The organism is Exiguobacterium sp. s95 (genome assembly GCF_018618655.1).
Taxonomy (GTDB): Bacteria; Bacillota; Bacilli; order Exiguobacteriales; family Exiguobacteriaceae; genus Exiguobacterium_A; species Exiguobacterium_A oxidotolerans.
In genome coordinates this window covers 105,713-129,980 of sequence record NZ_JACSMM010000009.1, presented here as the reverse complement: position 1 = coordinate 129,980, position 24,268 = coordinate 105,713, and the positions used below count along the sequence as shown (strand labels likewise).

The following is a 24,268-nucleotide window of genomic DNA, read 5'->3' as shown; positions in this document are numbered from 1 at the left end:
AACGGCGGCATGAGCGACACAAGCAACAACGCAACAACAGGTGCACTCGCACTCTTCGGTCTTGCACTCGGTGCAGCTGGAATCGTCGTTGCACGCAAACGTCAAAACGCATAAGAAATCGGGTATACTAAAAAGGATAGCGCCCTCGGCACTATCCTTTTTCTTACATAGAGAGGTCTTCCTCTCGGAAAGGAGTGACGTGTTTTGAAAAAATGGTTATTCCCGATCAGTATCGTCCTGATGCTCGCTTCAGTCGGCACACTGATTTTCTTATTATTCGGAAACACGAGCGACACAGAAACGAACATCACGCAAGGTACAGCTGATTCACAATCCGCGGCTTCTTCCAGGACACAGGAGGATCCACTCAAACCATCCGAAATCTTTAAAAAAGAATTTAAGACCCTCTCAACCAATGAAGTCGAACTTCCGAAGACATTGACGATCGACGCCCTCGACGTTAAAACGAACATCGAACAAGTCGGTCTCGATAAAAAAGGAGCGATGGGGACTCCGAAAAATGAACAACAAGTCGGGTGGTATAAATTCGGACCACGACCAGGTGACATCGGTAATGCCGTCATCGACGGACATACGGATACGAAAACCGGTCCTGCCGTCTTCTACAAGCTGCATGAACTGAAAAAAGGTGACGCCATCAAAATCAAAGATGAGTCTGGACGCCTGCTCGTCTTCCGCGTCAAAAAACTCGTCGAGTACGACCATCTCGATGCCCCACTCGAAAAAATCTTCGGTGCTGCCGACACCCGTAACTTGAACTTAATTACGTGTATCGGTACGTACGACCAAAATGCAGGGACGTATGACAACCGTCTCGTCGTGTTCACCGAGCTTGATGAGAAAGCATCCGATCCCGTCAACACACCACCAAAACCAGCCACCAACGTCCGCATCAGTGGTGGTTTCGTGAACTGGTATGCTTCAAAAGACGATGAAGTCGTGACGTATAACATCTATCAAGAACAAGATGGAAAACGGAAAAAACTCGGTTCAACGGAATCGATTGAACGGAAAGCGTTCCCGCTTCCGGAAGATGCGACAGGTCGCTTCATCATCACAGCCGTCAATAAAGCAGGCATCGAGTCACCAGAAGCGTTTAGTGTCACTCAAAAATAAGAACAACAAAAAGATCTTACGTTCAAATCGAGCGTAAGATCTTTTTAGTCTGCCCCTTCGTTCAGGGCAATCCGTAATTGTTTATCCCCTGACGCCGTCGTATAAAACAGATTGAGCCGACCCGGTCTGATTTTCGTTTCCGTCGTCGGGATGAAGACGATCCCGATTCGTTCTTCCCCACTCTGATACGTTCCATTTAATGCATTAAACTGATCAGCAATCGTCACGATCCGTCCATCCGTTTCGTATTCCCCGAGCTTCGGGGCGATCTCAATCGAATCGGCGGATTGATTTTTGATTTTGACGGTAATCGCGAGCAGACGATTCGCCTCACCACCGACCTGTAGGACTTTTTCTTTTTGAACGTTTACAAGCAAGAGCGGTGTTTGACGGGTCGCGTCCATCCGCTTGACGGCAAGCGTCTTGAGCGAGAGTCCGGCCATCTCGTAACTGACGCCAATCCGGTCTTCCCGATCAAATTGTTTTAGCTGGGCTTCCGTGAGACGCAGGCTCGTCCGGTCCGTCTGCGGCTTCGGTTCGTCCGCCTCGAAAAAACCGAGCAACGGGACCATGAATTTCGCAAGGATGATGACGACGAGCGCCGCCGTCATCAAATAAAACAAGAACGTCTTCACACGTCACCTCTTCTCTAAGCGCGCACCCGCTGTTTCATCCAGCCCGCCTTCAATCCATTGCTGGCGGTGTACGGTTGCTTCGCTAAAAAATCACAGTACTGAATCGCTAAATATTCTGCCTGGAATTCAACGTAACGCGTCCCCGGCAGACTGTTTACTTCATACAGATAAATCTTCCCGTCCGCTCCAATCCCGACATCGATGCCGAGCGCATCGAGCGGGTAATCATAAAACGACTCGAAATATGCCGGGAAGCGACGGGCGAACAACACAATCTGCCGGGAAATTTCTTCGTGTTGCTCCGGATAGTTTTGCTTCATGAAGATATCCATCCGCGTCGTCGAAAAGGCACCGTGACTCAAGTGACTAACGGACTCTTGCTTGTTGTTACTGACAAAAGGAAAGAACTTGACGAGCTTCCACGTTCCATTCGCCCCTTTTGCGACATGGATCCGCATACAATAGGAATGTCCGTGGATGGTTTCCGAAGCGATGAACGGTTGGACAATCATCGGGTTCCGTTGAATCTCTTCTTCGATACGGTCGATCAATTGTCCTGTCGAACAGGTGTTACTTTGTAAAAGATAATCGAACGTATACTGATCCGGGCCGACCTGTTCAATCGTATAAATCCGTTGCCCTTGCTTGCCGTTAGCCGGTTTGAAAATAATTTTCCCGTACCGTTCCAGTAGAGCGATCAAATCCTTCCCCGCACGAATCCGGTGCATCGGAATCAAATATTGTTTGAACGTTCCGTCAGCCGCAAGTTTTTTCAGGACGACGTTTTTGTTGCCGATCCGGTGTGTCGTAAACGGAATCTCGTCGGCCAAGCGCGAAAAGATGTCTTTTTGCTCGTCCGTCAACGGCAGGTGATTGTAGACGACATCCGGAAATTCGCACAAGCCGTTATGCCAGCGGTCATCCAAAAAGTGCATCCCCCGAATCATCCGCTTCTCAAAGTCGATATCCTGCGGCCGGAAGAAAAACGCTTCAATCCCCATCGATGCTGCGACGACACAGGCGATTTTATCACGAAATTGTGGTTTATCGTTCAAGCGTAATATGCCGATTCTTGTCATGTCCGTCTCCCCCTACTCAATCGGTTCTAAGAAAATCAAATAGCGTTCCGTACTGTTCGCAATGTTATAAAACGGGTAACAGGTCGAGATGACGAGCGACTCCGTTCCTGTCGCTGCCAAGACGCGTGTATCTTCATCGTCGACGATTTCACTCGACCGCATGACATAGCGGTATGATCCATCCGCCAAATAGAGTTCGACCTCATCACCCGGTTCGAGCTCACTGATTTTTGAGAACGTCGTATCGTTATGCCCGGCGATGAAGATTCGGTCACCCTGTCCAGGAAAAGCCGTGTCCGGGTGGTGCCCGACTCCTTTCGCAAGCGTTTTGTCCGTTACCCCTTCGAGGAGCGGTAATTCCATGTCGAGCGATTTAATGCTTAAGAAACCAAGCGTCTCGCCTTCTTTAAACGTGACCGGCACCGCCTCCGTGTCCGTTGCCTCTGGTTCAGCCGTCTTCTTCTGTTCCTCCGCCTCCACGACAACGGCTTTCGCCTTTTCCAGTTCGGTGGACAACGTTCGATCAATCGTGAATTTCTGATATCCGACGTAACCTAACAGGAGAACACCGATGATGAGCAAGAGTGTCGAGACGTATCGTCTCATCCTTTTACGACCTCCTTCTGACGGATTTGTTCGAGTGCACGACAGTACCCGGAGATATTATGCTCGACATCATCAATCCGGACGCGGAAGGAGTGGTGACGGATGTAGAAACTACCGAGTATGCGCTCCGGTACTTTCATATACATCGCGACTTCCGGGTAGTAAAAACCAGTCAATTGATACTGCATCCGGCGTTCAATCGTCGCTTCGAGCCAGTCGAGCGGAAACGTCGTCAATAAGTCCGTCTGCCCGTCCGCTTGCATCCGGCCGATCATCTCGCGGGCCGCCAGCATCAACTCAAGAAACGTCGGATACGTCGTCTCGCGGTGATGAATGAAATCAAGCTTTTGTTCGACATTTTGAAGTCCGAACCGATAGTACCGTTCATCCGGGACATACTTCGTCAGTTCATTGACGCTGTAGCTGAGCCAGTGGTCATGTTGCTTCCAGTAATCGTGCGCGATAAAGTAGTCGAACGCTTGCGTCACACTCGTCAACCACTGTTCTTGTCGATCGAGCTCGTATAGACGAAGCAGCGCAAACGTCGCTTCACCTTCGTAATAGATAATCCGAAACGCCTCTTTCAGTGCAAGCGACGGATACGATAACACATGGTTGAAGTTGCCTGCCGGCTGCTGCAACCCTACAATTCCGTTCGCAAGGGCGCGGCACAGCGCGAGTTCGCGATGCGACTTGAACGTCGTCATGTATTTCGTCAACGCTAAGATCGCCGCGGCATTGGCACCGAGCTTAATTTCCGCATCCTGCTCCCAATCGACGACATAGGCCGATTCGTTCGGTTGAACGATCAAGTGCTCGATGAGATAGTTTTTCGCGCGATCGATTGCGTGTTGAAGTGTCACGTCCGGTTGGACTGCATACGCTTCAATCATCGAGTAAAGTGTACTCGCATGCCGTAAGCTGTTGTAAAATTGAATCGTTTTGTCAAAACATGAAAAGTAACCATATATGAAGCGGCCATCCGCCTGAACTTGGCGAGCTAAGTAATCACTCGCTTGCGTGACGACCGTTTTGATTTCAAAGGGAGTGGTGCGTGGAGAGGTTCTGATTTTTTCCACTGTCCCTGTCATTTCGATGACGATCGGCTCCTCTTCACTGAAGACGCTCGTCGTCTCAAACAAGATACAGCTCGTTTCATCCGTAAAGATGAAGCGGGGTATTTTTCGACGCTGCTGTTCAACATATCGTGTCATGTTCTTCAAATTCACCCGGAGTTCCGGCGTGTCCTTGTCCGGCGTCAACATCGCATTCCCATTTAGTTCTTCTTCTAAAAAAGCACACGTGAAGCGAGCATCAAAAGCGATGCCTCTTCGAAAATAATTCTTACGTGTTGCACGAAGTTGATCGTTTAATTCTGCGAATGAACAAAAATGAAAATTCTTTGCAACATCTACTTTAATCCAGTCGTAGTCGACGGGATGTTCAAGTAAGAAGTTTTTGATTTTTTGAAAGATACTCGCCATTCGTTTCCCACGAAATGTATGGACCCGTGCACGGCGTTTCTTCGTCCCGACTGATAGAAAAACGGTGAGGCGTTGATTTAAAAAGTAAGTTGCCTGATCTTCTTTCATTAGCGCGAAAACTCGTTCTTCGATTCGTTCTATCCGGTTCATCAATTCCATCCGAAGTCACCCCTTCAAAAATAATGAAAATTGCAGCAGAGAGTTTCCCCTCCGCTACAATGACTGTTATTTAATCGGTCTGCTTATTGCTGGGGACGGCGACGGAATAGTTTTGCAAACAATCCGGTTACTACCGCCAACATACCCATCATTGAAACAAGGAAAAGATTTTCTGATGTGTTCGGAAGCTTACTTGCAATCGGTCGGGTTACCGGTTTCGAAAGTACAGACGCTTTTTTCTGTACAACCCCTAAGTTCGACGGCATCGTCGGTTTACTGATCACTCCCGTATTGATTGGACGGGTTGGTTTGTTTGTTGGTGCTGGAACAACAACATGGTCTTGATCTTTATCCCCGGCTTTATCGGCATCGGTGTCGGCATCCGCATCCGCATCCGCATCCGCATCCGCATCGGCGTCAGCATCGGCGTCAGCATCCGCGTCGGCATCCGCATCGGCGTCGGCATCGGCATCCGCATCAGCGTCAGCATCCGCATCGGCGTCCGCATCGGCGTCAGCATCCGCGTCAGCATCAGCATCCGCATCCGCGTCAGCATCCGCGTCGGCATCCGCGTCGGCGTCGGCATCCGCGTCGGCATCGGCATCAGCATCCGCATCGGCGTCAGCGTCGGCATCGGCATCCGCATCCGCGTCGGCATCCGCATCGGCATCCGCATCAGCATCGGCATCCGCGTCCGCATCAGCATCCGCGTCCGCATCGGCATCGGCATCCGCGTCAGCGTCCGCATCGGCGTCAGCATCGGCATCGGCATCCGCATCGGCATCCGCATCGGCATCCGCATCCGCGTCGGCATCGGCATCCGCATCCGCGTCCGCATCAGCATCCGCGTCCGCATCGGCATCGGCATCCGCGTCAGCGTCCGCATCGGCGTCAGCATCGGCATCGGCATCCGCATCAGCGTCAGCATCGGCGTCAGCATCAGCATCAGCATCCGCATCCGCATCCGCGTCGGCGTCAGCGTCCGCGTCGGCATCTGCATCGGCATCCGCATCCGCATCGGCGTCAGCATCGGCATCGGCATCCGCATCCGCATCCGCGTCAGCATCAGCGTCGGCGTCGGCATCGGCGTCCGCATCAGCATCAGCATCGGCATCGGCGTCCGCATCGGCATCAGCGTCAGCATCAGCATCCGCATCGGCATCGGCGTCCGCATCGGCGTCCGCATCCGCGTCAGCATCCGCGTCAGCATCCGCATCGGCATCCGCATCGGCATCGGCATCGGCGTCGGCGTCGGCGTCGGCGTCAGCATCCGCGTCGGCGTCAGCATCAGCGTCGGCGTCGGCATCGGCATCCGCATCCGCATCCGCATCGGCGTCAGCATCCGCGTCGGCGTCAGCATCGGCGTCGGCGTCCGCATCAGCATCGGCATCCGCGTCGGCGTCCGCATCAGCATCCGCATCTGCATCGGCATCCGCATCCGCGTCGGCATCGGCGTCAGCATCCGCATCGGCGTCGGCATCCGCATCCGCATCGGCGTCAGCATCGGCATCAGCATCGGCATCCGCATCCGCGTCAGCATCAGCGTCGGCGTCGGCATCGGCGTCGGCATCAGCATCCGCATCGGCATCGGCGTCCGCATCGGCATCAGCGTCAGCATCAGCATCCGCATCGGCATCGGCGTCCGCATCCGCGTCAGCGTCCGCATCCGCGTCAGCATCCGCGTCAGCATCCGCATCGGCATCCGCATCGGCATCCGCATCGGCATCCGCATCGGCGTCGGCGTCGGCGTCAGCATCCGCGTCGGCGTCAGCATCAGCGTCGGCATCGGCATCCGCATCCGCATCCGCATCGGCATCCGCATCGGCGTCAGCATCCGCGTCGGCGTCAGCATCGGCATCCGCATCGGCGTCAGCGTCAGCATCCGCATCCGCGTCGGCGTCAGCGTCCGCGTCAGCATCAGCATCCGCGTCGGCATCAGCATCCGCGTCGGCATCAGCATCCGCATCCGCGTCGGCATCCGCGTCGGCGTCAGCATCGGCGTCAGCGTCAGCATCAGCGTCGGCATCCGCATCAGCGTCGGCATCCGCGTCGGCATCCGCGTCAGCATCGGCATCCGCATCCGCATCAGCGTCGGCGTCAGCGTCCGCGTCAGCATCCGCATCCGCGTCGGCATCAGCATCCGCATCTGCATCGGCATCCGCATCCGCATCGGCATCGGCATCCGCATCCGCATCGGCGTCAGCGTCAGCGTCAGCATCCGCATCCGCATCCGCATCGGCATCCGCGTCGGCGTCCGCATCGGCGTCAGCGTCCGCATCGGCGTCGGCATCAGCGTCAGCGTCCGCATCGGCGTCGGCGTCAGCGTCCGCATCGCCTTCTTCATCAAACACAATCGTCGTTTGACCATCTAAATCACTTAATAACTCAGCATCAATCGCTGTAGTACTGACGGCTGATCCCGTAACGACAATTTCACCATCAACACCCGCTGGCTTGTCGACGAGCACATTTAAGTCGACCGTCGTCGGTCCAAGAACCTGAACGCCGACTAGTTCATTCGATAAGTTGACCGTATCGTTCGCGACTGCTGTTAGTAAGCCATTAACAGATGGTAACAACTCTTTTACAGGAGTTAGCACAAAGTTCAGTGATGATCCTAATATTCCCGTCAATTGAAGATTCGCAATTGCATCCACTAAGTCTTGTAGCGCTTGTTGCACTACTTGCTGGACTGCAGTTTCAAGATGTTGTCCTAATCCATCGCTGAAATTGACAACGATCGTGCCATCAGCATTGACAGTCACCGGGGCCTGCCCATTGTAGTCAAGCAAATCAGACAATGCTACGTCCAAATTATTGAGTGCAGCCAACGCATCTTCTAGTTCATTTAATCCTTGGACATTTAAAAGCGGGCTTGTCAGCGGGTTGTCTAAAATTATGTCAATTTCAGTGACCAAATCTCCGACAAGGCCATTGACACTCGTCGTTAAAGGATCAAGTTGACCTTTAAGCGTCGGCAAGTCTTCCAGTGTGATTGGCAATAGTTCTACGCTCACGTCGGCATTGCCGTTCGCCGTCATTTTGCCCGCGAGATCCGGAATATTAAAGACGGCGACACGTTCTGGCGACAAAATTTCTGCATCGGCCAATCCTCGGCCCGTTAAACCAAGTGCTAAATTATAATTTTCTAATTGTTCTGTTAAATTCGCTCGGACTTGTACATCTGTCAATAATTGTACATCCGCTAGACTCACTCGATTTACTGGAGCAAGTGCTAATGAATTTTTAATGGATGAGGCAAATTGTTGCTGTTGCGGCTGAAACTTTTTTTCAGATGCTTCTGTCTTGGTGTAAGTAAATGAAATTGGGGATAGTGCCAGTGAGGAGGCTGTGAGTAGTTTGATCAAGCGTTTGGTGTGGTTTCTGTGGTGTCGGTTCATCTTCTTTCGGAAATCAGGCGTTTTCTTGTTCATTTGAACACTCCTTTTCTTGAGAAAAATTACCTTACACCCATCATTATGCAGGGTTTTACTAATAAAAAATACATTTTTCTACAATTGTAATAGAAGTATAGTACCTAATATCTAGTATTTTCAATGCTTAATTACCTTTAAAAATATAAATTAAAGTCGTTTTTATTTTCACTCTCTTAACTTATATTGTAATTTTATTTCATTACTTAATATCCTATAAAAATCCATATTCATTTAAGAGCCTTTTATACCCATATAATTTCCAAAAAATAAAAAAAGGTCATCCTCAAGCTGATAGCTCGAAGATGACCTTTTTTATTAGAAGGTAATGTGTTGTTTACTCCATTTGATGGACTCTTTAAATTGTCTGATTAAATCTTCTGCTGGAACTGTCAAAAAGTAAGCTAATCCATCAACTTTTTCTGACATTTGCTGAATCACGAGTCCATCTTCAATCAACTCTTGAAGTTGCTCTAAAATCTGACCGTGTGACTGATCGATTCGCTGTTCAATCTCACCAATCGTCAGCGCCCCATCCCGTAAAATGTAGATGACGCTCGACTTTAAGCTGTTCTCGAAATTATGCTGAAACTTTTGCAGGGCTAATAAATCGGCTTGTTCTTCTGTTTGACGTTGATCCATCTGTCACTACCCCTTTCCTAACACATCAGACTGCTTCTTTAGTATGAAGGAACGACGTTAATAATTCAAAAAGTCATTCTTTTTTTGTGATGATGGTATCGAACGTCTTTTCCTCATCCGTGATGACCATCTTCTTTTGTGTCCGGAGATGGTAGAGACGTTGCAGATTAAGAATGATGACTTTCATGACGGCATAAAACGGAACCCCGAGTAGGACGCCGAAGAAGCCGGCGATGTTCCCTGCGACAAGCAGGACGATGATGATCGTCAACGGGTGAACATCAAGCGTTCTTCCTTGAACGAGCGGTGACATGATGTGCGAATCGATTTGTTGCGCGACCGTCATGACAATGATGGCATAGATTGCAAGAATCGGATCCTGGATAAAACCGACGATCAAGGCCGGTATGACACCGATGACTGGTCCAAGAAACGGAATGATGTTCGTCAATGTCGCGAACATCGCTAACAAAATCGCATAGTCAATGCCGATGAAGAGGTATCCGATATAGGCGATGATTCCGACACCGATACTGACAATGACCTGTCCCCGGATATAGCTCATGATCGTTTCATGGACATCTTCTAAAATTTTCTTCGTTTCTTTATGAAATTCAAACGGCATCATGTTAACCAGATTGCCTTTTAGCTTATGACCGTCTAACAACATATAAATCAACATGATCGGGATGATAATGATTGTGATGACGGTCGTCGTGATTAAGCTGACAAACCCGCCGACCCCTGCCCCGACATTTTTTAAGAAGGATGACGCGTACTCGGAGAGATTCGTCGAAAATTTATCGAACAAGTCATCCGGTCCCCCAACGAAGCGAGAAAAGATACTGCTGTTTTCAAGCTGACTCCGGACTTCGACGAGTTGACGCTGAAATTCCGTCGCGAGGTTCGGAATCGAATTGACGAATTCGCTGATTTGTGTTGATAAGGACGGACCAAAGATAAATCCAAGCGCCGTCATAATCCCAATCAATCCGAACAAGACGACCATCACGGCCGGACGCCGACTCATCTTCTTCTCAAGCATCTCGACGATCGGCAAAAGGACGTAATAAAGAATCCCGGCGATTGCGAGTGGCGGGACGACCATTTGCCCGAGTATGGCGAGTGGGCGAAATAAAAAGGTCACGTGATTGCCGACCCAGACGATGACGAGCAGTGTCATGACCCACCATGCGCCACGATACCACCTGTTTTCAAACATTTTTTGCATTCTGTCACTTCCCTATGCGTAATAATGATAGCTTTCACTCAGTTAGTTTTCCTTTATCCGGCTGCTTCTAATCCTCCTAAAAAAAAATAAGCTGGACCGTCATCTAAATATAATATTTTTTTTACATCTTTGCGTGTTAAAATTTGATGACTGCTAACAAGCAGAGTAAAATCTACATATGTCTTCACACATTTACGTACATATACAAAAGAATATGGAGGATTCGAACGTGAAATGGATTAATCAAAAGATTGGTCGACAATTGATGTTTGCTTTTTATGCAGTCTTTATCGCACTCAGCATCACATCCGCTATCGTCTATACGTATACTGAACAAAAAATCAGTCAAACCGATGCGACATTCGATGACTTACGTGAACGAAGAACGAATGCGAACGCGTTGGCATACGAATGGTCCGCTGCACAGAGCAATGTAAAATCATACCTCTTGTTCGGAACACCGGCGATGCTCAATGCCGTCAAAACAAACCAAGATGAAATCAACCGCTTGACGACCTGGTTCGAGCAAAACGCCATCTATACGCAAGGCGATCAATACGCAACTGCGACACGAAACTTATATGACGATTATTTCGGTACTGCCGTCCCCTTGTTACGTCAATACGTGGAACAAAAACAGGAAGGCTCGGTCGACGAGCAGTTCGTTGATCCGAAAACGCTCGCTTCGCTTTCGAACGGGAGCGAATTATTCAATTCTGACGGAACGCTAAAAGGCTCAAACAGTCAAATTGACGGTGAAGCCGATACGGCTGGAATCGAAGCCTTGCTGACAAACTATTTAAACCTCATTCAGACTGAAGAAGATGAAGCAAAAGCCAGCCTGCTCAATGAAATGCGCATCGCCCAGTTCATTTGGCTGTCAAACCTGCTTGTCCTCGTCATCATTCTTGTCTTACTCGTCCGCCCATTCATCAACCGGGTGACGAAACAAATTAATTCGTTGTCTCGGGACAGTGCACAACTCGCAAGTGGTGAAGACGTCAAAGAACTTCCCTTACCGAGACGACGCGATGAATTACACATGTTAACCGCATCCTTCAATCAAATGGCAGCATCGATTGCGGATAATAAAGTCCATATGCTGGCGAAGAATGAAGAGTTGCAAGCACAACAAGAGGAACTCGTTGCGCAGCAGGAAGAGCTGCAGGCGCAGCAGGAAGAACTCGAAGAAGCACTCGAAATCACCCTGCAAAGCGAACAACATCTAAAATATCGTAATGAACTGACGGAGACGCTCGCATCCCGCGAAACATTGACGGCGTATCCGGAAATCATCGAGAAGCTCGTCTCAATCACCCATTCGGAAATCGGAGCCTTGCTGTTCCTCGATCAACACGATGTCCGCTCGACGATTGAATACGGGATGACCCCTGATATGGTCGAACAACTGATCCACGAAGATCAATCGTTGTTCCACCGGGCGCGTGTCTTAAAACGTCCGGTGCACTCGTCTAAACAGGTCGCACACGAAAGTCCGCTTCCGTATCCGTACTACATGTATGAAGTCGCCGTACCAATCCTTGATCCGAATGAAGAAAAAATCATCGCCTGCATCTATCTCGTCCGGTACCGTGACGCCTTCACGCCGGAGCAGATGAGCGATATCCTTTCCTTCTCGCACCAGCTCTCACTTTCGTTGATGCGGATGGGGATTTACGAAAAAATGATTCATGAAAAGAACAAAACAGGACAACTGTTGAACTCGATCCGGGAAGCCGTCGTCTACATCGAACATGAATCAGATGAACTGCTCGTCAACGAACCGTTGATGAAGCTGTTCCCGGAAATTCAGACGGAACATCAGGATGAAAGTAATCTTTCCTCTTTCCGTCAAGCGATGTCCGCCTTGTCTTCCATCATCGATGAAGCAGAACCGTTCGAACAATACATCGAACAAATCGTCGAGCAGAACTTGCCGAAGGATAGTCTCGTCGTCTCGATTCGCGCGCGCAGTGCCTATATCCAAATTTACGCCGAGAGGATTCAAATCAATAACGTTTGGGTCGGAACGATGCTCGTCTTACGGGATGTCACGAAAGAAACGGAGTCGGACCGGATGAAAGAAGAGTTCGTCTCGACCGTCTCGCACGAACTTCGGACTCCACTCTCATCAATTTACGGTTTCACGGAATTGATGCTCAACAAATCATTTGAAGAAGAACGTCAGCTAAAGTACTTGCAGACGATTCATTCGGAAACAGGTCGCCTGACGACCCTCGTCAACGACTTCCTCGACGTCCAGCGTATGGAATCGAGTGAGCAACGTTATCAGATGTCGACGTTCGACATCGTCGAACTCGCAAATGACGTGACCGACTTCTATGGTGCCTCGCACACGACACACACGTTAGTGTTCGCAGGTAACGGACCGATCATGATTGACGCCGATAGCGAAAAGATTAAACAGCTCTTAAACAATCTACTCAGTAACGCCATCAAGTATTCTCCTGACGGCGGAACGGTTTCAATCGAAGTCCAGCACCAGGATGGTTTCGCTGAAATCAAGATTCACGACGAAGGAATGGGCATCCCGCAAGAAGCGATGTCGAAGTTGTTCGATAAGTTTTACCGGGTCGACAACTCAGAGACACGCAAAATCGGTGGAACGGGTCTCGGTCTATCGATTTGTAAAGAAATCGTCAAACACCATAACGGAACGATTGATGTTGAATCGACCGTCGGTGTCGGCTCGACCTTTACGATTCGTTTTCCGGTCGCTGTCATTTCCACCATCTTGACGTACGAAACTGAATGAGTCTTTACCCCCGTGTCCACTAAGACGCGGGGGTTTTTTGACCTGTTCATGTTCAGGTTCCGTCAAGGGCGGACAAAACGCAGTCTTCTAGTAAGAAGAACGCCGCTTACGTCGCGTTTAACATAAGGTTCTAAAAGGGAATAGCTAAAGCGACTCTACACATACAGGAGGAATCAGACAGATGCAACTTGGTTGGATAGGATTAGGTCATATGGGTATCCCGATGGCGTTACGTCTTCGCCGTGCCGGACACCCATTACACGTCTACAATCGAACAGAAAGTAAGACAGCACCGCTCGTCGCGGAAGGGGCAACGTCGCTTCGCTCACCACGCGAACTGGTCGAACAGTCGGACATCATCTTCATCATGCTCGCAGACGGAAAAGCGATTGATCATGTCCTTCACGAAACAGACGGGCTGCTCGCAAGCGACTTGACGGACAAAATCGTCGTCAACTTGAGTACGATTTCGTCCGAGGAATCAACACAGGCAGCGCAACTTATCGAACGCGCCGGTGCCGCCTATCTCGAGTCTCCCGTCTCTGGTTCAGTCGGTGTCGCAGAAGCCGGCCAGCTCGTCATGCTCGTCGGTGGTGACAAACAGACACTTGCGACATGCCGGCCGTATCTCGATGTTCTCGGTAAAGAAAGTATTCATTTCGGTGACCACGGAACAGGCAGCGCAGCAAAACTTGCCATCAATCTCCTGCTCGGCATCGTCGGTGAAGGACTTGCTGAAACGTTCCTGCTCGGAGAAGCGGCCGGGCTCGACAAAGAAAAACTCATCCAGATGATTTCTTTGTCCGGCATGAATACACCACTCTTCCAAGGCAAACAGGACATGTACCGAACAGAAGAGTTTCCCCCTGCTTTCCCGCTTCGGTTGATGGCGAAGGATTTGGGGTTGATCACGGACGCCGCGAAACGGTACACGTTACGTTTACCGCTGGCAGAAGCAGCACATGAACAGTATGAACAGGCGAACACGGGAGACCAAGCCGATTTAGATATGGCAGCGGTCTACCTGAGCTTAAAAAAATGACTCCATGACAAAGCCGCGCCTTCCGGATTCCGGAAGGCGCGGCTTTTAGCAGATGCGTTATTTGAGTGATGTGACGATTCCCATCATCTGATCGGTCGTCATCAAAGCTTTCGAATTAAACTGATAGGCGCGTTGAATTTGCGTCAAGTTCGTCATTTCCGTCCCCATGTCGACGTTCGAGGACTCGAGCGTCCCGACCGTCAACGGGTTCCCTTGAGCATTTTGATATTGCCCGGTCGCCGTATAGAGTCCACCGCCGACATCCGTCAACTCGCCATGGTTCGGAATATCCGCGACACCGATTCGGGCAAGGACACGACGTTCTCCGTTGAGGACACCTGTGATATTGCCATCTTTGTTCAGCTCAATCGCCGTCGCATTTTCCGGTAAGGTGATGGCATCGTTCGCTTGATTGATGACGGAGCGTCCCGCATCATCCGTCAACAACATCTGTCCGTTGCCTTGCGGTGATAACTCAAAGTTGCCGTCCCGCGTGAATTTCGTCACACCGTCTGCATCGATGACACCAAAGAAGTGATGCGGATTACCGAGTGCCGCATCCAAATTCCGTCCGGTCGTTTGAAAAGCACCGACGGTAAAACGTGTCGCTTCGTTCGCGACATACCCACCGACACCAAGACGAAGATCGACCGGCGTCGTCAAAGGACCTGTTTCCAAGCCGCCCGGTGTGTTGCTGATGTTGCGGACGAGTAACTCATTGAACTGTGCATCACGGCGCTTGTAGCCGTTCGTGTTCGCATTCGCGAGATTATGCCCGGTCGTATCGAGTTGTTTTTGTAATTGAGCCATCGTACTGGCTGATGTATAAAGTGATTGCATGACTTCCTCCTCCGATTAACGAACGCGACCGATTTCAGAAACAGCTTTTTCAGCCGTCCGGTCGTAAGCTTGAATGACTTTTTGATTGGCTTCGAACTGACGAAGTCCACTGTTCATCTCAGCCATCGTCTGCTCGATTTCGACGTTCCCGAGTTCGAGCACGCCTTGGTCGACTTTGACGTCTCCCGCGGCAAGTGCTGCCGGAGAGCGGAATAAACCGTTGCCTGTCCGCTCGAGTGTTTCCGGTTGATCCGTTACGACAAGTCCAAGGTTTCCAATTGCTTGTCCGTTTCCGTCCGTCACCGCTCCGTCTGCGCTGACAACGAAGTCTTCATTGACGACGTTCAGCGCCTGACCGTTTGCATCAAGGACGAGATCATTTTCTGTCGTCCGGAGCAAACCATCCTGCCCGACGGCGAATTGGCCGTTCGTCGTGTAAAGCGTCTCTTCCCCACCTGTCAGCGGATCCGTATGTAAGACGGTAAAGAGGGCGGATCCGTCCCGTGAACTGATTTGGAGATCCGTCGCGTTGCCCGTTTCCGTAATCGAACCGAGGGCAAAGTTCGGCGTCGCTGCCTGCATGAAGACACCTGTCGCGAGCGTGCCGACCGTTCCTCTTGATTGAATCCCCGTCCGTTCATTGACGCCTGATTGTTGAATCATCATCTCCGGAAACGTCCGGAGCGATGCTTGATCGGCGCGGAAGCCAGGCGTCCGCGCATTGGCCAGGTTGTTACTTAACATTTCTTGTTGCCGCTGTAACGCCTGCATCGCACCAGACGCCGTGTACATTCCTCGTAACATATGTTTTTGTCTCCTCATTGACTTAATGTTCAATTCTCTTATGTTTAGTATATCGGTCAGGTTCTGTTGAATTATGAGTTTTTTTCAAAAAAAGGTAATGAGAAAAATAGTTGAACCGAAAGTCCTAGCTCTTGATTGAACTATTCAAGCTTTGATTCACTTGCCCGTCGACCACCAAATCGAGCTGTCGTTACGATTGAAGGATGTCGATCATCCACGGACGATCATCGAACCGCTTGCGATCACGGAACTCGACAATGGACTGTTCCATTATTCTGCCGACTATAAAGTACGTGCCCAGTCCATCCTTTTGATGAAGGCACTCGAACACTCGGAGCAACAAAAACTCGATGACTTCTTTTCGTTGACATGAAAAAAAAACGCCTCCCGGTTACTGACCGGAGAGGCGTTCCGTGTTAGGAATGTTTTTTACTGAGTACCGCTGTTTGCGTCCGTTCGAGGACAGCATTCGTGATGACGATCAAACCGGTAAACAGGAACAACGCTTCAAAACCGAAATGACCGGCAATTTGACCACCGGCGAGCGGTCCGAGGAAGTTTCCCATGAATTGGGCCGATTGATTGTAACCGAAGATTCGTCCGGACGCATTGGCTGGTGTGTGTTTACGAAGCAGTGCTTGGACCGATGGCATCAAGGCCGCTGTCGCAAATCCGATTCCCATCCGTAAGACGATCAATTGACTCGTATCCGTGACGAACGCTTGCGGAATCAAGAAGGCGGCAAAGACGAGTAAGGCAACGAACAAGACACGTTCCGCTCCAATCTTGTCGGACAGTCGTCCGAGCCGCTGGGCAGCAATCAATGCCGCAATCCCGGGTGCTGAGGCGACGATACCCGACAGTAACGCCAGTCGTTCCGTTCCGGGACTCAGCTCTCGCACGTAAAGCGAGAGAATCGGACTGATGGATTGCGCTGCGAACTGAATCAAGAACGTCGTCAAGAATAGACTCAAGATGAGCTCCGGATGACGGAGTGATTGAATGATTTCTTTCGCGGAAGCCATTTTTTTGACTTCAAGCGGGACGAATTCTTCTTTGACGAAGAAATATGTCACGAGGAACGTCAAAAACAACGGTACGCTTGTAAAGAGAAAAACGGGTCGAAGCCCAATCATGTCGGCAAGGAATCCTCCAATCAGAGGTCCGAGCAACCCACCGGCAATCCCACCGGTCGACAATGTACCGAGCGCCCAGCCACTTTTCTCTTTCGGGGTTTGAGAAGCAATCAAGGTGATTCCGGCTGAAATGAATCCGGAGACCGCTCCCATGACGAGCCGTAAGAAAACAAGCTGATACACATCTTGCACAAAACTGATTAAAAACATGACAATCGACATGCCGAGGCTTGCCCGGAGCAGCATCAATTTCCGTCCTTTTCTATCGGCAAGGCGTCCCCAAATCGGTGAGACGATGGCTGCGACGAGGAACGTTGCTCCGAACGCAATCCCGGACCAGGTCGTAATCTCCTGACGTCCATCGACGCCAAGCTCTTCAATGAATAATGGCAAAAACGGTAAAACGAGACTGAGTGCAGCGGCAGTCAAAAAACTCCCGATCCACACGACGATTAAATTTCTTTTCCACAACGGCATTGTGGCATCACTTCCTTTTTAATGGTAATTCCGAGGTCAAGCAACAACTTCTAATATACACTTCACAATGTGAAATGTCTAGGTTTTGAACTGATGCAATAGTCTCAAAGACTATTGATGGATACTGATTTTAAGCAAACGAACCGATAGTAGGAGTACCTTGCAGACGGAGTGAACACTAGTTTTCTCGTCAGTCTCGTCTGCGTCTCGTTTTTCAGTCTGTTGCTGCCGTCAAGCGGTAAAGCCGCTCTCCCCGTCACGCGCCATACGGTGATGTGATCGATTCCGGAAGCGAAGTCCATCCCCGTGAAAATCAATCAGCTCGCCAACCGGCAGATGAAGCGTGTCTATCTTCATGTTGCTGTGGAGGGGGACCGGATTCTCTATCGAACATTCGTCGAGGCCGCGCATGCAGCAGGAATTGAAGTTTACTTCCTGTTCGGACAACCACGCTGGATTACGAATGAAGGCGCGACCTTCCGACCGAATGCCGAAGACCCGCTCGCCTGGATTACCCTCTATCAAAGTGAGACGATGCAGCATCCGGATGGAATCAGCGTCGATCTCGAACCGTAGGCCCTACCGGAGTGGACGACGAATCAATCTGCCGTTATCGCTTCTTATCAACGAATCCTGACTGCCTTTCAGGAGCGGGCAACGATGGAAGGGCTACCGCAACTCTTTCTTCCGTTTTGGTTCCTACGGTCACGGATGTCTCCGGACGTCCTGTCAGTGCCTGGGCGATGGATCTTGCAAGCGAAGTGACCTTAATGAGTTACCGGACTGTCTACGGTGGTGGAAACGGCTTATCCGCCATCACGCTCGTCGATACGTTGTATGCGGCAAACTACCAGCACAACCTGTCGTACGCTCTCGAGTTCACGGAACTACCGGAGACACCGAGCATCACCTTTTATGGTCAGTCACGGCAAGCCTTGAACCAACTCGTCAATCAGACGATGAATAGCTCCCTCCCCCCGCGTGCCATCGACTATCATGACTTTGAGGCCTATCAGGCGTTCATGCAAAATACGAAGTGATTGATTGGCAAGATTCTTTCAGCTATCGATGAAAAAAAGCTCAGTCCTTCACGGATTGAGCTTTTTTGCTGTTACAGTGCTGTTTTGATTTCTTCCAACATTTTTTCGATCGATTGGATACCGCCACCAGACAGATACCACACGTCTCCACTCAAGTAGACGACCTTATTATTTTTGACGGCATCGACTTTTTTCAATAATTCATTGTCCATCGCTTGTTTCGCCGTTGCGCCTTCACCGATTGCTTCTCCACGATCGATGACGAAGATGATGCCCGGATTTTTTTTGACGATGTATTCGTACGAGACATCTTGTCCGTGGACGGCTTGATCAAGAGTCGTATCGATTGCTTTTAAACCAAATGCATCGTAAATCAAGCCAAAACGAGAGCCCGGTCCGAACGCACTCATGCTCTTATCCCCTGCGAGCAGGACAAGTGACTCAGGTGCTTCTTTAGCATCCTCTTTGACTGCCGCGATTTTTTCATCTACTTCTTTTAATGCAGCTGTCGCTTCTGCTTCTTTTCCGAACAATTCACCGAGCATGTTGACGTTATCTTTGAACGATGTCATGTAGTCCTGTGTATCGATTCCTACATAAATCGTCGGTGCAATCTTGCTGAACTCTTTATACATTTCCGATTGACGGGCTGAGATCAGGATGACGTCTGGTGCAAGTTCACTGATTGCTTCAAAGTTTGGTTCTTTTAAACTTCCGACGTTCGTATACTGCTCTGCTTCATATTGCTTAAGATAGGCTGGAACGAGTTCTTTCGGTAGACCTGCCACTTCGACACCGAGTTCATCGAGTGTATCGAGTGCACCAAAATCAAAGACGACGACTTTTTTTGGGTCTTTGACGACCTCAGTTGAACCTAATTCATGTTTGATTGTCATTTTTTCGTCGCTTGAAGCGGCTGATTCATTTGTTCCTTTTCCACACGCACCGAGTGCGACGACACAAATTGCAATAACGAGTAAGAACCACTTTTTCATGTTAATTGATCTCCCTTATGTTAAGTATAGTAGAGGCAAATTTTATGATCATCCATCTGTTCCAACGTTAAATCCATTTCATACAGGTTTTCGAGTAACGACTGTTCCATCAATTGCTCTGTCGGACCCGTCGCAACGATTTGTCCTTCTTTCATCGCGACCATCTGATCTGAGTAAACGGATGCGAAGTTCAAGTCGTGTAAGACGACGACGATCGTTTTATCTTCCTCGTCGACGAGCTTCCGGAGTAACTTCATCACCTGGACGGCATGACGCATGTCGAGGTTATTCAATGGTTCGTCGAGCAAGATATAATCCGTATCTTGGGCAATTACCATGGCGATGAAGGCACGTTGCTTCTGACCTCCGCTGAGGGCGTTGATTTGTTTATCTTGCATCTCTTCGAGGCCGACGTATGCAATCGCTCGATCGATTTTCTCGTGATCAAGGGCGGTCAGTCGTCCTTTCGAATACGGAAAACGACCAAACCCGACGAGCTCACGGACCGTCACACGCAGTCCGAGGTGATTGCTTTGTTTTAAAATCGACAGTCGCTTCGCCAAGTCATCTGACGGAAATTGACTGATTGCCGTCCCATCCAGTGTGACGACGCCCGCATCCGCTTTCGCGAGACGGCTAATCATTGAGAGGACCGTACTTTTTCCCGCACCGTTCGGTCCGATGAAGGATGTCAATTTACCTTTCGGGATCGTGAATGTCGCCTCTTCGACGACGGTCTTCGTTCCGAACCGTTTCGTGATGTTGTCAATCGTAATCATCGGTCGACTCCTTTCAGCAAGAGATAAATAAAGTAGCTACCACCAATCAAGTTCAAGATGACACTGAGCGTCGTCGAGAAGTTCAAGACGTGCTCGACAATCAACTGCCCCCCGACTAACGCGATCACACCAAGTAAAACTGTCGCGACCGCTAAAGCGTGATGGCGGTACGTCGGGATGAGTTGATAGGCGACGTTGACAATCAATAGCCCTAAAAACGTAATCGGTCCAATTAAAGCCGTTGCAATCGAAATATAGATGGCGACGATGATTAACAGACGTTTGACGATTTTTTCATACGGAATGCCCAAGTTAATCGCATGGTCGCGTCCGAGTGCCAATACGTCGAGGAAGCGGACATACCGCCAAAGCCAAGCCGTATTCAAGACGAGGAGGACTGTCGCTAACATCAATAAGTCCGAATCGACGTTGTTGATGCTCGCGAACGAGCGATCTTGCAACAATTGAAATTCGTTCGGGTCCATCAGCAGTTGAAGGAACGAGGTGATGCTACCGAAAAACGTTCCGAAGACAAGACCGACGAGGAGAAGGAAGTAGACGTTCCGCCCTTCCCCTCGGAACAGCAATTGATACAGCACGATCGCAAAACCGACCATCAAAAGAATCGTTGCGACGAAGCGGACTTCGATTCCGACTTTAAGCAGGATTGAGCTGCCGAACAAAAACAAGAGTCCGGTTTGAAGCAACATATACAGTGAATCGAGACCGATGACGTTCGGTGTCAAAATCCGGTTCATCGTCACGGTTTGGAAAATCAAGGTCGAGACCCCGATTGCGACACTCGTGACAAGCATCGCTGCTAACTTTGTAAAGCGCCTTGGAATGACATATCCGAGTGCCCCTTGTAAGTTCAACGTCATATAGCCAACCATGCATAATAACGCGAGGACGCCCAGCCAAATCAACCGTTTACGATAAGCCATAACGATCCCTCCTAAACAAGAGGTAGAGGAACAAGCCACTGCCAATCGTCCCGACCATCAAGCTAATCGGAATCTCATACGGTGCAATCAACAGGCGGCCCGCAATGTCACAGACGAGGACGAACAAGGCACCGAACAGAGCCGTTAACGGTAACGTCTTTCGTAAGTGATCGCCGTACCAAATCGAAATCAAGTTCGGCACGATCAGACCAAGAAACGGAATCACACCGACCGATAAAATCACGGCTGAAGCGATCAATGAAACAATCGCCAGCCCAAGCTGCATGACACGCTTATGGGAGATACCAAGATTTTGTGAAAATTCTTCGCCCATTCCGACAATCGTAAACCGGTGGGCATAACGATAAGCGACGAACAGCAACGGAACAGTTATGTAAAGCAATTCGTAGCGTCCCTTTGTGATCATCGAAAAGTTTCCTTGCATCCATCCTTCTAAGCTTTGCAGCAAGTTAAACCGCAATGCGAGAAACGTCGTCAAGGCACCGACGATACTGCCGAGCATCAACCCGACGAGAGGAATGAAAATGACGTCCTTCATTTTGATCCGTTCGAGAATCCGCATGAACAAGAGCGAACCACCAAACGCAAATCCAAATGAAATGAGCATCTTAATCAGTGGATGTGCATCACTAAAGCCAATCATTGAAACGACGATTCCGAGTTTCGCGAAATCCATTGTTCCCGCCGTCGTCGGTGAAACGAAGCGGTTTTGTGTAATTTGTTGCATGATCAATCCCGCAATGCTCATACCCGCTCCAGCTAATAAGATACTTAAAAGTCGTGGTATCCGACTCATCAAGAACAATTCCCATTCCGTCTCGCTCCAAGATAAAATTTCTGTTAAATCGAGGTCAGCGACACCAACAAACATGGAGCCAATCGAGACACATACGAGGAGGATTCCCCAAATCATAATCGACATCGTAGTCTCCTTGTAAAGATAATGATATTCATTCTCATTGAGAACATTCTCATTCTCTCTTTTTTCCAGGCTTTCGTCAACCGTTATTCTGATATTTTTTTAGAAAGTCTTTTTCGCGGTCACATAAAAGTGCGTTTTTTTGAACAACATTCAGTACAGTGACCTCGTGGGTTTTGAACAACATTCGCTTCTACCACGGTTCGCTTGCTTAGGGGCAAGCGGGAAGCCGCTTCGCTTTTTACAAAAGCTGCAGGGTCTCCCTTGCTTGCTCGTAAACCTTTTCAAGGTTCACTCATTCCCTCAAGCGTCTCACCGTTTTCGAAGCGAGTTGTTCAAATCATCAGTATTTCCATTTAAGACGCTACATCTTATCGATTGGTGTTCTCAGCTCAGACACGAGTGAACCAATCTGTTCCAAAACGTCATTCGACAGAAAAGAGCCTTCCTAAAAGATTCGCTTCCCGTGACTCCTACGGGAAAAAGCGCAAGAAACTCTTGCGCTGTCAGAGGCAAGCGAGACCCTGCTACTTGTCCCGGTAGGATCAAGTAGCAACGGCTTGCGCCTCGCCCGAGGAAAGTACGGGAAGAAAGAATCTTTGTCCTGCACCATTCTTGAATCGTTCATGATACTGTACTTTGTCCATTTTCAATCTAATCCGATCTATTCGAGAACGGCATTCGACAGAAACGCACCTGCTCAAAAGATTCGCTTCTCGTGACTCCTACGGGAAAAAGCGCAAGAAATTCTTGCGCTGTCAGAGGCAAGCGAGACCCTGCTACTTGTCCGGATAGGATCAAGTAGCAACGGCTTGCGCCTCGCCCGAGGAAAGTAGGGGAAAGAAAGAATCTTCATCCCGCAACATTCTTAAATCGTTCTCTACGCAAAATAAAAAGAGGTAACCCCCACAATTAAGTGAATGGTTACCTCATCGCTTGACGATTTATGCCAAACAAGAATTTCTTATTTTCCTAAGTTATCGAGCATGATGCCTGTCCCGCGTGCGACACATAACATTGGATCTTCTGCAATCAAGACCGGTAACCCAAGCTCTTTTGCCAACAACTGATCGATTCCGTCGAGCAATGCCCCACCACCCGTTAAGATGATGCCGCGGTCGATGATATCTGCTGCGAGTTCCGGTGGTGTCTTCTCGAGAACCCGTTTTGTCGCTTCAACGATTTCCATCGCTGATTCTGCGAGTGCTTCATGAATTTCCTGTGAGCTGACCGTAATGTTATGCGGCAGCCCTGTGACGAGATTACGTCCCCGGATATCCATCTCTTCCTGACGTCCGTCTTCTGAGACCGTTGCGACCGTCATCTTGACGTTTTGCGCCGTCCGTTCACCGATGATTAACTTATGCCGATCTTTGATTGCCCGAATGATATCGTGATCAAATCGATCTCCTGCAACTTTGATTGTTTCGCCACAGACGATATCTCCCATCGAGAGTACTGCAACATCCGTCGTCCCGCCACCGATGTCGATGACCATATGTCCCGCAGGCATCCAAATGTCCATCCCTGCTCCGACCGCGGCTACTTTCGGTTCGACTTCGAGGAAGACGGTTTTCGCGCCCGATTTTTCTCCTGCTTGACGAATCGCTTTTGCTTCGACCGTCGTGATGCTCGCTGGTGTACAAATCAACATCCGAACGCCACCGAACATGCTGCGGACCTCAATTTTATCGATGAAGTGACGTAACATGGCTTCCGTCATCTCGAAATCTGCGATCACACCATCTTGGAGCGGACGAATCGCGACGATGTTTCCCGGTGTCCGGCCTACCATTAAATGTGCTTCCGTACCTACTGCATGAATTTTGCCGGTCGCTTTATCAATGGCGACGACTGAAGGTTCATCGAGGACAATTCCTCTTCCCTTTACATGAATGACGACATTGGCAGTTCCTAAATCAATTCCGATATCTTTTGAAAACATCTCGCGTGATCTCCTTTACCAGCTGGCTATTATTCCATAATTTAGAACGTCGTTTGGACGTCTAACCCATTTATGTATACATACCTTTCAATTTTAGCACAGGCAAGCAAAAAGAGACGACTTTCTTTTTCAGAAAGTCGTCT

At 49.6% G+C, this 24,268-nt stretch carries 22 protein-coding genes; 7 read left to right on the top strand and 15 right to left on the bottom strand.

Annotation, left to right across the window (positions count from 1 at the left end):
- Positions 1 to 9 precede the first annotated feature (9 nt).
- The gene (locus KNP99_RS15535) at positions 10 to 114 is read left to right on the top strand and encodes an LPXTG cell wall anchor domain-containing protein (protein WP_251132098.1); all 105 of its coding nucleotides are present in this window, start codon (positions 10 to 12) and stop codon (positions 112 to 114) included.
- A 90-nt stretch (positions 115 to 204) separates the two neighbouring features.
- Positions 205 to 1,137, top strand: coding sequence for a class F sortase (locus KNP99_RS13235; RefSeq protein ID WP_215193317.1), 933 nt, complete (start codon positions 205 to 207; stop codon positions 1,135 to 1,137).
- 44 nt (positions 1,138 to 1,181) lie between these two features.
- On the opposite strand, the gene KNP99_RS13230 is transcribed toward KNP99_RS13235, so the two are convergent.
- The 7 genes from KNP99_RS13230 to KNP99_RS13200 all read right to left on the bottom strand — a co-directional run bounded on the left by KNP99_RS13230 (position 1,182) and on the right by KNP99_RS13200 (position 10,407).
- Positions 1,182 to 1,772, bottom strand: coding sequence for a hypothetical protein (locus tag KNP99_RS13230; RefSeq protein ID WP_215193316.1), 591 nt, complete (start codon positions 1,770 to 1,772; stop codon positions 1,182 to 1,184).
- A 14-nt stretch (positions 1,773 to 1,786) separates the two neighbouring features.
- A complete protein-coding gene (locus KNP99_RS13225) occupies positions 1,787 to 2,851 on the bottom strand; it encodes a YheC/YheD family protein (RefSeq protein ID WP_088837948.1) in 1,065 nt (354 codons plus the stop codon).
- 12 nt (positions 2,852 to 2,863) lie between these two features.
- Positions 2,864 to 3,457: a class D sortase gene (locus KNP99_RS13220; RefSeq protein ID WP_215193315.1), complete on the bottom strand. Its 594-nt coding sequence runs from the start codon at positions 3,455 to 3,457 to the stop codon at positions 2,864 to 2,866.
- Complete coding sequence (locus KNP99_RS13215; RefSeq protein WP_215193314.1) at positions 3,454 to 5,100, bottom strand: hypothetical protein; 1,647 nt, start codon at positions 5,098 to 5,100, stop codon at positions 3,454 to 3,456. Before KNP99_RS13215 ends, KNP99_RS13220 begins: the two co-directional genes overlap by 4 nt.
- 83 nt (positions 5,101 to 5,183) lie before the next feature.
- Positions 5,184 to 8,534: an adhesive domain-containing protein gene (locus KNP99_RS13210; protein ID WP_215193313.1), complete on the bottom strand. Its 3,351-nt coding sequence runs from the start codon at positions 8,532 to 8,534 to the stop codon at positions 5,184 to 5,186.
- Positions 8,535 to 8,852: 318 nt separating this feature from the next.
- Positions 8,853 to 9,176 carry a winged helix-turn-helix transcriptional regulator gene (locus KNP99_RS13205; RefSeq protein ID WP_215193312.1) on the bottom strand — a complete coding sequence of 108 codons (324 nt, stop codon included), beginning with the start codon at positions 9,174 to 9,176 and terminating at the stop codon, positions 8,853 to 8,855.
- Positions 9,177 to 9,249: 73 nt separating this feature from the next.
- Positions 9,250 to 10,407 carry an AI-2E family transporter gene (locus tag KNP99_RS13200; RefSeq protein WP_214811551.1) on the bottom strand — a complete coding sequence of 386 codons (1,158 nt, stop codon included), beginning with the start codon at positions 10,405 to 10,407 and terminating at the stop codon, positions 9,250 to 9,252.
- 229 nt (positions 10,408 to 10,636) lie between these two features.
- Between KNP99_RS13200 and KNP99_RS13195 the strand changes: the two genes are divergently transcribed.
- Together KNP99_RS13195 and KNP99_RS13190 are read left to right on the top strand one after the other, a co-directional pair.
- A complete protein-coding gene (locus KNP99_RS13195) occupies positions 10,637 to 13,183 on the top strand; it encodes an ATP-binding protein (RefSeq protein WP_214767749.1) in 2,547 nt (848 codons plus the stop codon).
- A 181-nt stretch (positions 13,184 to 13,364) separates the two neighbouring features.
- The gene (locus KNP99_RS13190; protein ID WP_215193311.1) at positions 13,365 to 14,225 is read left to right on the top strand and encodes an NAD(P)-dependent oxidoreductase; all 861 of its coding nucleotides are present in this window, start codon (positions 13,365 to 13,367) and stop codon (positions 14,223 to 14,225) included.
- Between the two features lie 57 nt (positions 14,226 to 14,282).
- Here the strand turns inward: KNP99_RS13190 and KNP99_RS13185 are convergent, their stop codons facing one another.
- Both KNP99_RS13185 and KNP99_RS13180 read right to left on the bottom strand, forming a co-directional pair.
- Positions 14,283 to 15,065, bottom strand: coding sequence for a flagellar hook-basal body protein (locus KNP99_RS13185; protein WP_159173323.1), 783 nt, complete (start codon positions 15,063 to 15,065; stop codon positions 14,283 to 14,285).
- A 15-nt stretch (positions 15,066 to 15,080) separates the two neighbouring features.
- Entirely contained in the window at positions 15,081 to 15,869 is a 789-nt protein-coding gene (locus KNP99_RS13180) for a flagellar hook-basal body protein (RefSeq protein ID WP_029331728.1), read from the bottom strand.
- Between the two features lie 151 nt (positions 15,870 to 16,020).
- On the opposite strand from KNP99_RS13180, the gene KNP99_RS13175 reads away from it, so the two are divergent.
- Complete coding sequence (locus KNP99_RS13175) at positions 16,021 to 16,242, top strand: hypothetical protein (protein WP_251132228.1); 222 nt, start codon at positions 16,021 to 16,023, stop codon at positions 16,240 to 16,242.
- Between the two features lie 43 nt (positions 16,243 to 16,285).
- Here KNP99_RS13175 and KNP99_RS13170 read toward each other — a convergent pair whose 3' ends face one another.
- Positions 16,286 to 17,482, bottom strand: a complete 1,197-nt coding sequence (locus KNP99_RS13170; protein WP_088837959.1) for a multidrug efflux MFS transporter — start codon at positions 17,480 to 17,482, stop codon at positions 16,286 to 16,288.
- A 306-nt stretch (positions 17,483 to 17,788) separates the two neighbouring features.
- Between KNP99_RS13170 and KNP99_RS15360 the strand changes: the two genes are divergently transcribed.
- Together KNP99_RS15360 and KNP99_RS15355 are read left to right on the top strand one after the other, a co-directional pair.
- Complete coding sequence (locus KNP99_RS15360) at positions 17,789 to 18,058, top strand: hypothetical protein (protein WP_251133103.1); 270 nt, start codon at positions 17,789 to 17,791, stop codon at positions 18,056 to 18,058.
- A gap of 11 nt (positions 18,059 to 18,069) precedes the next feature.
- On the top strand, positions 18,070 to 18,522 hold the full coding sequence (locus KNP99_RS15355; RefSeq protein ID WP_251133102.1) for a hypothetical protein: 453 nt from the start codon (positions 18,070 to 18,072) through the stop codon (positions 18,520 to 18,522).
- 71 nt (positions 18,523 to 18,593) lie between these two features.
- On the opposite strand, the gene KNP99_RS13160 is transcribed toward KNP99_RS15355, so the two are convergent.
- The 5 genes from KNP99_RS13160 to mreB all read right to left on the bottom strand — a co-directional run bounded on the left by KNP99_RS13160 (position 18,594) and on the right by mreB (position 24,125).
- On the bottom strand, positions 18,594 to 19,517 hold the full coding sequence (locus KNP99_RS13160) for a siderophore ABC transporter substrate-binding protein (RefSeq protein ID WP_215193310.1): 924 nt from the start codon (positions 19,515 to 19,517) through the stop codon (positions 18,594 to 18,596).
- A gap of 20 nt (positions 19,518 to 19,537) precedes the next feature.
- Positions 19,538 to 20,296: an iron ABC transporter ATP-binding protein gene (locus tag KNP99_RS13155; protein ID WP_214802880.1), complete on the bottom strand. Its 759-nt coding sequence runs from the start codon at positions 20,294 to 20,296 to the stop codon at positions 19,538 to 19,540.
- The gene (locus tag KNP99_RS13150) at positions 20,293 to 21,240 is read right to left on the bottom strand and encodes an iron chelate uptake ABC transporter family permease subunit (protein ID WP_215193309.1); all 948 of its coding nucleotides are present in this window, start codon (positions 21,238 to 21,240) and stop codon (positions 20,293 to 20,295) included. Before KNP99_RS13150 ends, KNP99_RS13155 begins: the two co-directional genes overlap by 4 nt.
- Positions 21,227 to 22,183, bottom strand: a complete 957-nt coding sequence (locus tag KNP99_RS13145; protein WP_088837963.1) for an ABC transporter permease — start codon at positions 22,181 to 22,183, stop codon at positions 21,227 to 21,229. The genes KNP99_RS13150 and KNP99_RS13145 overlap by 14 nt, the downstream gene beginning before the upstream one ends.
- A gap of 961 nt (positions 22,184 to 23,144) precedes the next feature.
- Positions 23,145 to 24,125 (bottom strand): rod shape-determining protein MreB, encoded by a 981-nt coding sequence (gene mreB / locus KNP99_RS13140; RefSeq protein ID WP_088837964.1) that lies wholly within the window; start codon positions 24,123 to 24,125, stop codon positions 23,145 to 23,147.
- Between the last annotated feature and the right edge of the window lie 143 nt (positions 24,126 to 24,268).